12 protein-coding genes are annotated in these 13,222 nt (G+C 65.6%); 5 read left to right on the top strand and 7 right to left on the bottom strand.

Translation table 11 applies throughout. The features are described from left to right. The first annotated feature begins 149 nt into the window (after positions 1-149). The 3 genes from KF715_09505 to KF715_09495 all read left to right on the top strand — a co-directional run bounded on the left by KF715_09505 (position 150) and on the right by KF715_09495 (position 3,482). Positions 150-626 (top strand): methylglyoxal synthase, encoded by a 477-nt coding sequence (locus tag KF715_09505; protein MBX3736912.1) that lies wholly within the window; start codon positions 150-152, stop codon positions 624-626. Then, positions 626-2,557 (top strand): tetratricopeptide repeat protein, encoded by a 1,932-nt coding sequence (locus KF715_09500; protein MBX3736911.1) that lies wholly within the window; start codon positions 626-628, stop codon positions 2,555-2,557. Before KF715_09505 ends, KF715_09500 begins: the two co-directional genes overlap by 1 nt. A 100-nt stretch (positions 2,558-2,657) precedes the next feature. Continuing rightward, on the top strand, positions 2,658-3,482 hold the full coding sequence (locus tag KF715_09495; GenBank protein ID MBX3736910.1) for an alpha/beta hydrolase: 825 nt from the start codon (positions 2,658-2,660) through the stop codon (positions 3,480-3,482). A gap of 512 nt (positions 3,483-3,994) precedes the next feature. On the opposite strand, the gene KF715_09490 is transcribed toward KF715_09495, so the two are convergent. Continuing rightward, positions 3,995-4,765, bottom strand: a complete 771-nt coding sequence (locus KF715_09490; GenBank protein ID MBX3736909.1) for a helix-turn-helix transcriptional regulator — start codon at positions 4,763-4,765, stop codon at positions 3,995-3,997. 143 nt (positions 4,766-4,908) lie between these two features. Here KF715_09490 and KF715_09485 point away from each other — a divergent pair, with 143 nt between their 5' ends. After that, positions 4,909-5,130 carry a 4-oxalocrotonate tautomerase family protein gene (locus KF715_09485; protein MBX3736908.1) on the top strand — a complete coding sequence of 74 codons (222 nt, stop codon included), beginning with the start codon at positions 4,909-4,911 and terminating at the stop codon, positions 5,128-5,130. A gap of 412 nt (positions 5,131-5,542) precedes the next feature. Here KF715_09485 and KF715_09480 read toward each other — a convergent pair whose 3' ends face one another. From KF715_09480 to prpB, 6 genes are all read right to left on the bottom strand, one after another. Further along, positions 5,543-6,367 carry an IS3 family transposase gene (locus KF715_09480; protein ID MBX3736907.1) on the bottom strand — a complete coding sequence of 275 codons (825 nt, stop codon included), beginning with the start codon at positions 6,365-6,367 and terminating at the stop codon, positions 5,543-5,545. After that, positions 6,364-6,723, bottom strand: a complete 360-nt coding sequence (locus tag KF715_09475) for a transposase (GenBank protein ID MBX3736906.1) — start codon at positions 6,721-6,723, stop codon at positions 6,364-6,366. Before KF715_09475 ends, KF715_09480 begins: the two co-directional genes overlap by 4 nt. 143 nt (positions 6,724-6,866) lie before the next feature. Next, positions 6,867-8,321 carry a hypothetical protein gene (locus tag KF715_09470; GenBank protein MBX3736905.1) on the bottom strand — a complete coding sequence of 485 codons (1,455 nt, stop codon included), beginning with the start codon at positions 8,319-8,321 and terminating at the stop codon, positions 6,867-6,869. 105 nt (positions 8,322-8,426) lie between these two features. Further along, entirely contained in the window at positions 8,427-9,911 is a 1,485-nt protein-coding gene (locus tag KF715_09465) for a bifunctional 2-methylcitrate dehydratase/aconitate hydratase (GenBank protein MBX3736904.1), read from the bottom strand. A 117-nt stretch (positions 9,912-10,028) separates the two neighbouring features. Beyond that, a complete protein-coding gene (gene prpC, locus KF715_09460; GenBank protein ID MBX3736903.1) occupies positions 10,029-11,213 on the bottom strand; it encodes a 2-methylcitrate synthase in 1,185 nt (394 codons plus the stop codon). A 78-nt stretch (positions 11,214-11,291) separates the two neighbouring features. Further along, positions 11,292-12,134 (bottom strand): methylisocitrate lyase, encoded by an 843-nt coding sequence (gene prpB, locus KF715_09455; GenBank protein MBX3736902.1) that lies wholly within the window; start codon positions 12,132-12,134, stop codon positions 11,292-11,294. Positions 12,135-12,351: 217 nt separating this feature from the next. Here prpB and KF715_09450 point away from each other — a divergent pair, with 217 nt between their 5' ends. Next, positions 12,352-13,221: an AraC family transcriptional regulator gene (locus tag KF715_09450; protein MBX3736901.1), complete on the top strand. Its 870-nt coding sequence runs from the start codon at positions 12,352-12,354 to the stop codon at positions 13,219-13,221. The last annotated feature ends 1 nt before the right edge of the window (position 13,222 follow it).

Below are 13,222 nucleotides of genomic sequence, written 5' to 3'. Positions count from 1 at the left end.
CGAGGAAGAGGCGCGCGCGGGCTGCCGAGCCGCGAAGCTCCTCGCGTTCGCCGAGGCGAACGGGTGCCGCGCGACCTTGCTGCGCGGCCAGAAATGAATGCGCTGGCGCAGGCTTGCGGCGGCGCGCTCGTCGGACAGGCTCGGCGACGATGATCTACAAGACCGTGACGATGCCGCCGCAGAAGCGGATCGCGCTCGTGGCGCACGATGCGCAGAAGCCGAACCTGTCCGAATGGGCCAAAACCCATCGCGCCGCGCTCGCCGACCACGAACTCTGGGCCACCGGCACCACCGGCGCGCTGCTCGAGCCGGTGATCGGCCTGCCGATCAACAAACTCTACAGCGGCCCGCTCGGCGGCGACCAGCAGGTCGGCGCGATGATCGTCGAGGGGAAGATCGATTTTCTCGTCTTCTTCTGGGATCCGCTGGAAGCGCAGCCGCATGATCCGGACGTGAAGGCGCTGCTCCGCATGGCCTCGGTCTGGAACGTGCCGACGGCGTGCGATCGGGCGACGGCGGACTTTCTGATTTCCTCGCCGCTGATGCAGCGCAGCTACGAACGGCGCGTGCCGGACTACGAGGCGTATCGCCGCTCGCGGGTGGCGGTGGAGTCGCCCCGCGGGTGATGAACCGTTCCCGCGCGAACAGCGGAGCGTGGGCGTGGCTGGGATTGTGCGCGGCAGTCGCCCTGGCCTACGCGCCGGTGTGGCGGGCGGGTTTCATATGGAACGACTCCGACTACGTCACGGCCCCGGCGCTGCGCTCGCTGGACGGACTCGGGCGCATCTGGACGGAGATCGGCGCGACCGAGCAGTATTATCCGGCTCTGCACTCGTGGTTCTGGGTGCAGCAGTGGTTTTTCGGCGACGCGCCGGCGGGCTACCACGTCGTCAACGTCGCGCTGCATGCGCTGGCGGCGGGACTGTTTGCTCTCGTGCTGCGGCGGCTCGCCGTGCCCGGGGCCTGGTTCGCCGCGGCGGTGTTCGCGCTGCATCCGGTGGCGGTCGAGTCGGTGGCGTGGATTTCGGAGCAGAAAAACACGCTGTCGCTCGCGTGCTATCTCGCAGCCGCGCTGGCGTGGTGGCGCTTCGAGGAACGCCGCACGCCGCGCGACTACGCGGTGGCGAGCGTGCTTTTCGCGCTCGCGCTGCTGAGCAAATCCGTGACGGCCACGTTGCCGGCGGCGCTGCTGGTCGTCGCGTGGTGGCGTCGCGGGCGGATCGAGTGGACGCGTGACGTGCGTCCGCTGCTGCCCTGGCTCGCGGCCGGGGCGGCGTTCGGGCTTTTCACCGCGTGGGTCGAGCATCGTGTGGTCGGCGCGCGCGGCGCGGATTTCGAACTCGGGCTGATCGAACGCGCGCTGCTGGCGGGACGCGTGAGCTGGTTCTATCTCGGCAAGCTCGTGTGGCCGGCGGAGCTGATCTTCATCTATCCGCGCTGGATCGTGAGCGCGGCGGCGTGGGCGCAATGGCTGTTTCCGGCGGCGCTGCTCGGCGCTCTCGCACTGGCGTGGCGGGTGCGGACGTGGTCACGGGCGCCGCTGGCGGCGCTGTTGTTCTTCCTCGGTTCGCTCTTCCCGACGATGGGTTTCTTCAACGTCTATGCGTTCCAGTTCTCCTTCGTCGCGGATCACTGGCAATACCTGCCGATGCTCGGACCGATCGCGCTGCTCGCCGGCGGAGCGGCGGCGTTCGCAGAAAAACTCCCCGACGGAAAACGCCTGTTCACGGGTGCGGCCGGCGCGGCGCTGTGCGCATTGCTCGGCGGATTGTCGTGGGTGCAAAGCGGTTTGTATCGCGACATCGAGACGTTTTATCGCCGGACGCTCGCGGCGAATCCCGATGCTTGGATGGGCCAAAACAATCTCGGTCTGCTCCTGCTCGACGACGGGCGCGCCGACGAGGCGCTCCCGCACTTGCGTGAGGCCGCGCGCCTGAAACCGAGCCACGCCGAAGTGGCGAACAATCTCGGCGCGGCGCTGCGCGCGACCGGCCATGGCGCGGAGGCGCTGGCGGAGTTCCGGCGCGCCACAGTCTTGAAGGCGGATTACGTCGAGGCGGAGTTCAACCTCGCGCTCGCCTTGGCCGAGTCCGGCGCGAATCCCGAGGCGAAAACGCACTATCGCCGCGTGCTCGCGCTGCGTCCGGCGCACGCGAAAGCGGCGAATAATCTCGGCAATCTGCTCCTCGCCGAACGCGACACCGCGGATGCGATCGAGCTGTTTCGCGCCGCGCTCGCGGCCGCGCCGGATTTCGCCGACGCGCACCACAATCTCGGCGTGGCGCTCTTCACCCAGCACCGCGGGGCGGAGGCGACCGTGGAGTTGCGGCGCGCACTCGAACTCGATCCGACGCGCGACGTCAGTCGCTGGTTGCTGGCGATCATCCTCGCGGGAGACCACCCGGCGGAGGCTATCCCGGTGCTGGAGGAGTGCGTGCGACGTCAGCCGGCGCGCGCGGAAGCGTATCAGTTGCTCGCGCAATGCCTGTGGCGGACGGGTCGCCGGGACGAAGCGACGCGCGCGGCGGAGACGGCGCGGCGCCTGGGCCTGCGCTGAGTCGGGCGCGGTGGGTGAGGGAGCCGAGCGGAGCGAGCTGGACTGGAACCGGCGGCGCTTTGCGGTTGCGAGAGTGGCGAAGAGAGGAAACTTGGCCGGCATGCGTTTTTCTTCTTGGTGGGGATGGCTCGGTTTCGTGCTGGCGGTGGCTGGGAGTGTCGCGGCGGAGTCCCCGCCGGCGCCGCTGGTGATCGGTGAAACGTTCACGGTGGAATCGCGCGTGCTTGGCGAGACGCGCCGGATCAATGTCTACTTGCCGGCCGGTTACGCAGAGACGCCGGCGCTGCGCGTGCCGGTGCTCTACATGCCGGACGGCGGGCTGGCGGAGGACTTCATCCACGTGGCCGGGCTGGTGCAGATCGGCGCGGCCAACGGCACGATGCGTCCGATGCTGCTCGTCGGCATCGAGAACACGCAGCGCCGGCGCGATCTCACGCCGCCGACGGAGAGCGAGCGCGACCGAAAAATCGCACCCATCGTGGGCGGCGCGGCGGCATTCCGGAAGTTTTTGCGCGAGGAACTGATGCCGCTGATCCGCGAGCGCTACCGCACGACGGACGAGCGCGCGATCGTCGGCGAGTCGCTCGCGGGATTGTTCGTGGTCGATACCTTGCTGAGCGCGCCGGAGCTGTTCGACACCTACATCGCGATCGATCCGAGCCTGTGGTGGAACGAGGGCAAGTTTCTCGCGTCCGCGCCGGAGCGACTCGCGGCGGTCGCGGCAAAGGGGCGCACGCTTTGGCTCGCGGCGGCGGAGAAGGACGGCAACGCGCGCGAGGCGCACGATTTCGCGGCGCAATTGAAGCAGTCGGCGCCGGCCGCGCTGCGGTGGAGCTTCGTGCCTTTCGCGGAGGAGCGGCACCTGACGATCTATCATCCGGCGGCGCTGCGCGCGTTCCGCGAAGTGCTCGCGCCGCGCGAGTGAGCCCGGGCGCTCGGACGGATGATTTGTCACCTATTAGGTGACAAGTTGCGGGGCGGCTTTGTGGGTGTCGCGCTCGCGTTTTTGCGCGTCGAGTCGGTCCAAAGCGCGCCGGCCGAAGTCGGCGAGGCCGACGAGCGCAGGTAGAGGCCGAAGACGAAGACGTTGCGGGTGGAGGTCAGGTGCGGCGACGATTGATGCAGAGGGACAGAGGCCGCGGCGCAAAACGGCGAGTGTAGCGCGGGCCGCGATGCAGGGCGGAGTTGGAACCACGGATTGTCCGGAAAACACGGATGAATGCGCGAGACAGGTGTCGTTGGTCAGCGAAAGCGTGATCCGAGCGATCCGTGCACCCCGTGGTCGAATAGCAGCATCGAGCGCGGCGCACCGCGGATCTCCATCAAGAGTCGAGTCGCGACCCTGCTTGGGGACTAAGCCATGAACCCGTTCGGCGGCCTAAGCGTGGCCGCCGGCACTGACGGCGTAAGGCGTCTGGCTGGAGAGCGGCATGGGTTTCATCGTCTCGAGGCGTTCGGCTTGGCGCGCGTCGATGCGCTCGGGCGTTTGGTGCGCGGGCGGCTCGGGCTTTTTCTTTCGGCGGCGGAGCAGGGGCGGACGTCGGACAGGGCTCCCGGGCGCAGCCACGCGGTCAGCGAGCGTGCTAGCAGCGGTTGGCCGCTGACCTGCAGTCGGCCGGATTTCAGGGCGTCGGCGATCGTGATGTCGCCCGCCCAGATTTCCACCATGGTGCGCAGATTCGTGCGCAGGTGCAGATGCACGGTCCGTCCGGGATGGTTGGCGCACAGTTCGCGCGTGCCGCTGGACGCGATCAAGACCCACCAGTGGGCGAATTTGGGCAGCCCTGGAAAACTGAACTGGATCACCGTGTCGCCGCCCGGCAGCTGCGTCTCGTCGATGCGGCGCGCGAGGTCGGACATCAAATGCTGCACGTCGAGCTCGTCGTCGCTCATCTGGCCACGCGCCCATTTCATGCCCCAACGGCCGAGGCCGATCACGACTGGGTGCAGCTCCCTCCCGGCCGGCGTGAGACTATACTCCGCGCGCGCGGTGCCGGGCACGGCGCGACGCAGCACCAGCCCGCATTCCTGCAGTTGCCCCAGCCGTCGCGTGAGCAGCGTGGGCGAGATGGCTGACAGGCCGCGTTGCAGTTCCGCGAAGCGCGTCGCGCCCAGCAGCAGTTCGCGGATGATGAGGATGGTCCAACGTTCGCCCAGGATCTCGGAAGCCTTGGCGATGGGACAAAACTGGTAGTAGCGCGCGGTCATCGTGGGCGGGCGAAGCTACAGAATCGGAAGTGCCCCGCAACATTCTGTGTCGTGGAGGCCGGCGTCGCTCCGCGCTAGAGTGGCGGCGTCGCTCGGTGCGTTTGCCGGGCGACGCCCAAAACCAACCCAAGGAAAATCCCGCCATGCCGCTCGTCACCGTCCACGTCATTGAGAAAGTTTTCACGCCGGAACAGAAACAGGAGATCATTGCCAAGCTCACCGACGCCATGGTGTCGATCGAGGGAGAACCCTTCCGCAGCGTCACCTGGGTCAAGATCGAGGAAGTTCGCGAAGGCCATTGGGGCATCGGCGGCCACGGGCTGACGCTGCGCGACGTCGAGCGCATGAAGCAAGGGCGCGGCTGAGTGCCGCGCCCGGCCGCGCGCCGCGGAAAAGCGTGCGTCACGGATGGCGCGAATGACACACGGCCCCGCCCCGCGTGATCCGCGCGATCCGTGAAATGCGTGGTCAAATGGCGGCGTCGAGCGCAGCGCGGTGCCTTAGCGGGCGAGAGTCGAGCACGCTTTGTTTCGTCGCGTTTCTCAACACAGAGGGCGCGGAGGACACGGAGGAAAACGGCGAGTGGGGCGCGTGCCGCGGGTGGGAGCGAGGTTGGCCACGGATCGCATGGATGAAGACGGATGAGACGAATCCGGTTAGTCCGATTCTATCCGTGACTAAGAAGCGGCCTCGAGCGCGGCGCGCTGCCGAGGTCAGTCAAGATTCAAGCCATGGGCTTGCCCCGATATTTCGGACACCGGATCGGAGATGATTAGTTCAGTTGGGATTCGAAGTTGATTGGGCTGAGATAGCCAACGCGGAGTGGCGCCGGCGAGGGTTGTAGAAGCCTTCGATGTAGTCGAACACGGCACTGCGGGCTTCGGCGCGGGTGAGGAAGCGCCGGCCGAAGATGGCCTCGATCTTGAGGCTGCTCCAAAACGATTCGATGAAGGCGTTATCGTAGCAGTTGCCTTGGCGACTCATTGAGGCGAGCAGACCGAGGCGGAGGATTTCGGCTCGATAGGCGGCGCTGGCAAACTGAGCACCGCGATCGGAGTGCACGATCAGGCCTGAGGCAGGACGGCGTCGCGCCACGGCCATGCGCAAGGCCGCGAGCACCAGATCGGTGTCGAGCGTGGCGCCCATCGACCATCCGACCACACGACGCGTAAAGACATCGAGCATGGCGACGACATAGAGCCAGCCCTGCGCGGTGAGGATGCACGTCGCATCGGTCGCCCACACTTGGTCGGCGCGGACCACGTTTAGGTCGCGCAGCCGATTCGGAGCGATGGGATCGTCGTGGCGACTGTCCGTGGTCTGCGGTCGATACTTCGAGCGTTGCCGAGCGTAGATCATCTGTCGGCGCATGAGCCGGGCGACGCGATTGCGGCTGGCGACGCCGCCCAACTCGCGCGTAATGCGTGGGCTGCCGTAGGCGCGACGATTGGCTTCGAACACGGCGCGGATCCGCTCGGTGAGTGCGCGATTCTCGCGTTCGCGTCGGCCGGGATGGCGTTGTCGCCGCTGCCAGGCATAGTAGCCACTACGCGAGACCATCAGCGCCTCGCACAACCAAGCGATGTTGTAAGCGCCGCTCATCTGGGCGATCCGGGCATACCTCTGGGCGACGGTTCGGAGAGGATGCCCAGCGATTTTTTTAGGACTTCGCGCTGCTCCAGCAGTTTCGCATTTTCCGCACGCAGTCGCTCCACCTCGGCTTGAAGCGCGCCCACGCTTGGCTGCGCGGTCGCATTGCCGGACGCATTCTTCGTCACGATGGGCTCGCGCTCCGCGCGAGCCCATCGGTAGAGCAGCGGCGCTCGGATGCCGAGCTCCGCTGCCACCTTGGCCGCGCTGCGGCCGCTGCTGCGCCACAGCTTCAGCGCTTCGCGCTTATACTCGGCATCGTATCGAGCATGCCCGCCACTGGACCTGCTCACATGGGTGTTTTTCATTGGGGGACTCTTTCGTTTTTGTCCCCAACCCCGTGTCCGTCAAATCAGGGCAACCTCACCATGACCCCGTCGGCTTGGCCGGTTTATCTGTCACCTATCCTGCCGGATCGACCCCCCGTTTTTCTCGTTCCGGGTGGAGGTCATCACCTTGGGATCAAATTGTAGTGAATCGCATATGCGCGAAGCTTTTCCATGATGTAAGCAGCCATCCCGCTCGCGCTGCAGTTCGCTTCACTAATGTGATGGAATTCCAAGAATGTGGCCATCGAAGCGGAACCGGTCCTGTGGAGCACGACATCAGTGTAGAGGTTTTGATCGCCACCATCGACTTCGAATTGGGTTGCTGAAAAATCAACGTCTCCGAGTTGTTGTCCGAGTCCTTGGACTATCGCTTTGTTTATCAGTTGGTGGTTTTGCGCCGAGAGGCGCTGGATTGCTGCATATGCGCTAGCCGTTGTGTCCTTGGTCTTGCCTTTTCGCGACGACGTAAGCTCTGAAACCGTTTGGCCAACGAGAAGGCGATACAGGTCGGTCGCTCTCATCGTTGTTTCAGCGTTCGTCGAGTTTTTGCTCATCCCCGCAGAAGTGGCTGCCGTTTGGAGCATTGGATCACCGTGGTGTAGGCAAGCATACGCCACTGAACTTGCTGTCATGGTGGTGAGTCGTGAGTCGAACAGGGAAATTATGTATGCAAGATTGTGCTCGGGATTTGACTTCCGCGCATGCCACCATTTGCCCGACTCCGAGCGCGGCGAATATGCGAGCAATTCCTCGGCCTTCAGAATGAACGTTCCCGCTCTTCTGATGCGATTTGCCTCGCCGACAACTTCCGCGCCGGAGGTCACTGCAAACAAGACAGCTGGTAGCGCTTTCGTCTTACGGATATTTGTCGTTCGCTGAGCAATCACGTTACCGATTTCGCTCAAGAATTCACCAGCGGTAGGCCTGCGGTTTGCGGCGTCGGCGACGAGCTGAATGTCCAGCGCGACGTCTGCGGGAGACGTATCGATTTGAATGAGTATGCGTTCTAGTATCCTCGGCCAGTCAGCCCTTGAGGGGCCTTTAATCGCAATGTCACTTTCGTTTGGGGCGAAGTTACTTCCTCCGATCGTCACCGCGACGGCTTTGATCTCTTTGTGCCACATCGGATCAGTCGTCGGCCAAAGAAACAGAACGTCTCGCCGTTGACGAAGTAGTTGGTTAAGTCCCGCGAGTAGCTGTTTAAGTCCTACCGAGTCGTCGGTTATTTCGCGGCCGTCAAACAACACCATTTGGATTTTTGAGCTAACTGGAGGGAGCGTGCTGGCTAACCAGCCGACCACGTCGCGGAGTTTTATGCCCAGAGGAACACGGATTAACTGGGCAACCTTATCATTCAGGAATACGGATGCTGAATATGCGGCGGTTGATTTGCCAACTCCAGTCTGGCCGAGCAGGAATGCCAAAACTCCGCCGTTCTGCACGTTGGCTTTGTTGATTAAGAAATCGATCGCACGTAAGTCGTCCTCGACTGGAAACAGCGTGGGTTGCGCTTTGATGCGGTCCCCTTCGATCAGTAATTCGAAACGATTTGGTATGATGACTGGATTGTTGATCATGCGCGGCCCGCCACAGCTTTTGTCGCGACAGCTTCTATTGTTCGAGAGCAAAAGGGCCCGGGTGGAGAACCGCGCGTTGCCGGAAAGGAGAGGTGGCCATAGGCCTTACTTCACGAAGGCGCTCACGAAGTCGTGCACGGGCATCGTTTCGAGTTTCGTGCGGTCGGCGAAGAGGGACATGAGGTGCGCGGCGCGGTCGTCGCCGTAGTGGGTGGCGAAGGCGGCGCGGGCTTTTTGCTGGAGCACGGGAATGCCCTCGGCGCGGCGGCGGCGGTGGCCGATGGGGTAGTGGACTTCGATGCGCTCGGTCTTCGAGCCGTCTTTGAAGACGACTTGGATCGCGTTCGCGATGGAGCGCTTTTCCGGGCCGAGGTAGTCGCGGCTGTATTGCTTGTCTTCGGTGACGACCATCTTCGCGCGGAGCGCGTCGATGCGCGGGTCGGCGGCGATGTTGTCCTCGTAGTGGTCGGCGGTGAGTTCGCCGAAGATGAGGCCGATGGCGGCCATGTATTGGAGGCAGTGGTCGCGGTCGGCCGGGTTGTGGAGCGGACCGGTCTTGTCGATGATGCGGATGGCCGACTCGTGCGTCGTCATCTCGACGCGCTCGATCTGGTCGAGGCGGCCGCGCACGTGCGGGTGGAGTTGCATCGCGCACTCGACGGCGGTCTGCGCGTGGAACTCGGCGGGGAACGAGATCTTGAAGAGCACGTGCTCCATCACGTAGCTGCCGAGCGGACGCGCGAGTTTGACGGCGTTGCCCTTGAAAGAGACGTCCTGAAAGCCCCACGTCTTGGCGGTGAGCACGGACGGGTAACCCATCTCGCCGGTCAGGGCGACGAGCGCGAGGCGGACGGCGCGGCTGGTGGCGTCGCCAGCGGCCCAGGATTTGCGCGAGCCGGTGTTGGGCGCGTGGCGGTAGGTGCGGAGGGCGGAGCCGTCGAGCCAGGCGTGGGAGACGGCGTTGATGACCTGCTCGCGCGTGCCGCCGAGCATCGCGGCGGTGACGGCGGTGGAGGCGAGGCGGACGAGGAGCACGTGGTCGAGGCCGACGCGATTGAAGGAGTTTTCGAGCGCGAGGACGCCTTGGATCTCGTGGGCCTTGATCATCGCGGTGAGCACATCGCGGACGGTTGGCGCTGGTTGAGAGTTGAGGGTTGAGAGTTGAGAGCCGAAGGCGGCGAGCGGTTGTCCGGCGGCGCGGTTGCGGCTGATCCAGTCGGAGACGGCGAGGATCGCGCCGAGGTTGTCGGAGGGGTGGCCCCATTCGGCGGCGAGCCAGGTGTCGTTGAAGTCGAGCCAGCGGACGATGGCGCCGATGTTGAACGCGCCTTGCACGGGATCGAGTTCGTAGGACGTGCCGGGGACGCGCGCGCCGTTGACGATCGAGGTGCCGGGGACCACCGGGCCGAGGAGCTTCGTGCACGCCGGATAAGCGAGAGCCATGATGCCGCACGCGAGCGTGTCGGCGAGGCACCAGCGGGCGGTGTCGTAGGCTTCGTCGCTCGTGATGCGCGCGTTGAGCGCGTAGTCGGCGAGGTCGACGAGGAGTTGGTCGGGAGCGGGACGGTTATTCGAGATGGGAGCGGACATTGAGGAGGCGGTAAGCGGTAGGCTGGAAGCGAAAGGCAAAGTTAAACGCGAAGGCGCAAAGGCGCGAAGCGAGGAGGAGCGATTCTTCGCGCCTTCGCGACTTTGCGTTTAGAAGGACTAGCGCTGGTCAAGCGGTGGGAGCGGGCGGTCGGCGGGGCCGGTGTAGTTGGCGCTGGGGCGGATGATCTTGCCGTCGGCGCGTTGCTCGATGACGTGCGCGCTCCAGCCGGCGGTGCGGGCGATGACGAAGAGCGGCGTGAACATGGCGGTCGGCACGCCCATCTCGTGGTAGGCGACGGCGCTATACCAATCGAGATTGGGGAACATCTTCTTTTCGCTCCAGAGGAGCGTCTCGATGCGCTCGGCGATGTGAAAGACGTTCAGTTCGCCGCGCTCGGTGCAGAGTTCGCGGGCGATCTCCTTGATGATGGCGTTGCGTGGGTCGCTGACGGTGTAGACGGGATGGCCGAAACCGATGACGATTTCCTTGCGCGCCATGCGGGCGCGGATGTCGGACTCGGCTTCGTCGGGCGTGCGGTAGCGTTGCTGGATTTCGAAGGCGACCTCGTTGGCGCCGCCGTGTTTCGGGCCGCGCAGGGCGCCGATGGCGCCGGTGATGCAGCCGTAGAGGCCGGAGCCGGTGCCGGCGATGACGCGCGCGGTGAACGTCGAGGCGTTGAACTCGTGTTCGGCGTAGAGGATGAGCGAGCGGTCGAGCGCGCGGACGTGCGAGGGCTGAGGTTCGCGTTGGTGCAGGAGGCGGAGGAAATGCGCGGCGATGGTCTCGTCGGCGCTCTCGACATCGATGCGGCGGCCGGTCGTGGCGAAGTGGTGCCAGTAGAGCAGCATCGACGGGAACGACGCGATGAGCTGGTCGGCGATGCGGCGGGCGACGACGGGATCTTTCGGGCCGCTGCCGTCGGGTGCGGAAGGCTCGGTGTCCATCGCGCCCATGGCGGAGCAGCCGGTGCGGAGGACGCCCATCGGGTGCGAGCGGGCGGGCAGCTGCTCGAGGATGGCGCGGAGCGGGGCGGAGAGGCCGCGGAGCGAAGCGAGGCGTTTTTTGTAGGCGGCGAGCTCGGCGGCGTTGGGCAGGCGCTCGTGGATGAGGAGGTGGGCGATTTCCTCGTAGGTGGCGTGGCGCGCGAGGTCGGCGATGTCGTAGCCGCGGTAATGCAGGTCGTTGCCCGAGTGACCGACGGTGCAAATCGCGGTGTTGCCGGCGACGACGCCGGACAGTGCGACAGATTTTTTTGCCTTGGGCGCGGGCGGTGGAGTGGAGGCGGGGGTATCGGTGCTCATCGGGAGGGTTTTTCTTTAACCGCGGATTTCACAGATGGCACGGATGAGGTGATCCGTGGAATCCGAGTAATCCGTGCTCTATTTCGTTTCTCTGGGCGGGGTGTAGCCGAGCGTGGTGTAGAGGTCGGCGCGGGTTTGCATGCGCGGGACGACGGCTTGTTGCGTGCCGTCGCGGCGGAGCGTCGTGTAGAAATCCAGCGCGGCTGATGCCGCCATGCGCGAGGCGCCGAGCGGGTAGAGCGCCATGGCGAGGCCGGCGGAGCGGAGTTGCTCGACGGTGAAGTAGGGCGTCTTGCCGAACTCGGTGAGGTTTGCGAGGACCGGAACTTTGATCGCGGCCGTGAAGGCGCGATAATCGTCCAGCGTGTGCAGCGCTTCGGCGAAAATCATGTCGGCGCCGGCGTCGACGTAGGCGCGGGCGCGGGCGATGGCGCCATCGACGCCCTCGTTGGCGGCGGCATCGGTGCGGGCCATGACGACGAAGCTCGCGTCGGGCTTGCCGGCGACGGCGGCGCGGACGCGTTCGACCATTTCGCCGGTGGAGACGAGGTGTTTGCCGGGAAGGTGGCCGCAGACCTTGGCGGGAATCTGGTCCTCGATGTGGACGGCGGCGACGCCGGCGGCCGCCATTTTGCGCACGGCCTCGGTCGGGTCGTCCCAGCCAGTGTCGATGTCCACGAGCAGAGGCAGTTGCACGCGGCGGGTGATGCGGCGCGCGTCGATCAGGACGTCGGCGAGAGTAGTGAGGCCGGTGTCGGGCCAGCCGTAGGAGTGATTCGCGACGCCGGCGCCGGAGAGGTAGAGCGCGCGAAAACCGGCGCGTTCGGCGAGGAGGGCGGCGTAGGCGTTGAGGACGCCGGCGATTTGGAGGGGCGATTCGGCGGCAATGGCGGCGCGGAAATTTTGTCCGGACGTGTGCATGGCAGTGAAGGAGACGGCGCAGCGTTGGAAAGGCGGCGAGGGGGTGGCGCGAAAGTTGACCACGCCGCGCGTGCTGTCGAGGGCGCCAGACGGCCTGCCGGCGCGTTAGTCGGGACAATAATACCGGGTCGTGAACGGCTTAAGGGGCGCGAGCCGGTGCGCTGCGCCCCTGAGTTGGCGGCTTGCCGACGACGGGGTGCACAGGCAAATTATTGCCATGCCGACCAACGTGCCGGTGCGCCCGCCGGAGTTCATTTCGCAACAGGTTTCCGCGGCACGCCGCTTCTACCTGAACCTCAATCCGCGGCGCACGCGCGGGATGACGATCGTGTGTGGCGGTTGGGAGGAATGCGCGGCGGATTATCGGATCGAGCGCGCGGATTTTCCGTTCCTGTCGCTGGAGCTCGTGGCGGCGGGGCGGGGAGAGGTGCGGTTGGCGGGCGCGCGGCACGAGATCGGGCCGGGAAGCGTGTTCGTTTACGGGCCGGGCGTGCCGCACGAGATCCGGACTTCGGCGGACGCGCCGCTGGGGAAATATTTCGTCAACTTCGTGGGCGACCAAGCGCGGGCGTTGCTGCGCGCGCGGCAGCTCTCGCCGGGCGGCGTGGTGATGCTCGGGTCGCCGGCGGATGTGCGGGTGGCGTTCGACGCGCTGATCCGGCTCGGCGGGCGGCTCGATGCGCACACGGCGCGCGCGGCGGCGTTGCAGTTGGAGCTGTTGATCATCGCGATCGGGCGCGCGGCGCAGCCGGCCACGCCGGCGGAGCGGCTGGCGCGCGCGACGTTCGAACGGTGCCGCGCGCATCTCGACACGAACTTCCTGCGCTGCCGCACGATCGAGGACGCGGCGGCGGTTTGCCACGTGAACGCGTCCTATCTGTCGCGGCTGTTCCGGCGGTTTCAGGGCGACACGCCGTATCGTTACCTGCAACGACGGCAGATGCAGTGGGCGGCGGAACGGTTGCACGCGTCGGACCGGCTGGTGCAGGAGGTGGCGGACGAGCTGGGGATCGATCCGTTCCAGTTCTCGCGCGTGTTCAAGCGCGTGCACGGCGTATCGCCGTCGGCGTTCCTGAGCGCGCGATAGG

It is taken from the genome of Candidatus Didemnitutus sp. (assembly GCA_019634575.1).
Classification (GTDB): Bacteria; Verrucomicrobiota; Verrucomicrobiia; order Opitutales; family Opitutaceae; genus Didemnitutus.
The sequence above is the reverse complement of the archived record's forward strand: the minus strand, read 5'-3'. Positions and strand labels throughout refer to the sequence as shown.

Coding starts and splice junctions, on each gene's coding strand:
- KF715_09505 (MBX3736912.1), top strand. CDS start 150: ATGATCTACAAGACCGTGACGATGCCGCCGCAGAAGCGGATCGCGCTC.
- KF715_09500 (MBX3736911.1), top strand. CDS start 626: ATGAACCGTTCCCGCGCGAACAGCGGAGCGTGGGCGTGGCTGGGATTG.
- KF715_09495 (MBX3736910.1), top strand. CDS start 2,658: ATGCGTTTTTCTTCTTGGTGGGGATGGCTCGGTTTCGTGCTGGCGGTG.
- KF715_09490 (MBX3736909.1), bottom strand. CDS start 4,765: ATGACCGCGCGCTACTACCAGTTTTGTCCCATCGCCAAGGCTTCCGAG.
- KF715_09485 (MBX3736908.1), top strand. CDS start 4,909: ATGCCGCTCGTCACCGTCCACGTCATTGAGAAAGTTTTCACGCCGGAA.
- KF715_09480 (MBX3736907.1), bottom strand. CDS start 6,367: ATGAGCGGCGCTTACAACATCGCTTGGTTGTGCGAGGCGCTGATGGTC.
- KF715_09475 (MBX3736906.1), bottom strand. CDS start 6,723: ATGAAAAACACCCATGTGAGCAGGTCCAGTGGCGGGCATGCTCGATAC.
- KF715_09470 (MBX3736905.1), bottom strand. CDS start 8,321: ATGATCAACAATCCAGTCATCATACCAAATCGTTTCGAATTACTGATC.
- KF715_09465 (MBX3736904.1), bottom strand. CDS start 9,911: ATGTCCGCTCCCATCTCGAATAACCGTCCCGCTCCCGACCAACTCCTC.
- prpC (MBX3736903.1), bottom strand. CDS start 11,213: ATGAGCACCGATACCCCCGCCTCCACTCCACCGCCCGCGCCCAAGGCA.
- prpB (MBX3736902.1), bottom strand. CDS start 12,134: ATGCACACGTCCGGACAAAATTTCCGCGCCGCCATTGCCGCCGAATCG.
- KF715_09450 (MBX3736901.1), top strand. CDS start 12,352: ATGCCGACCAACGTGCCGGTGCGCCCGCCGGAGTTCATTTCGCAACAG.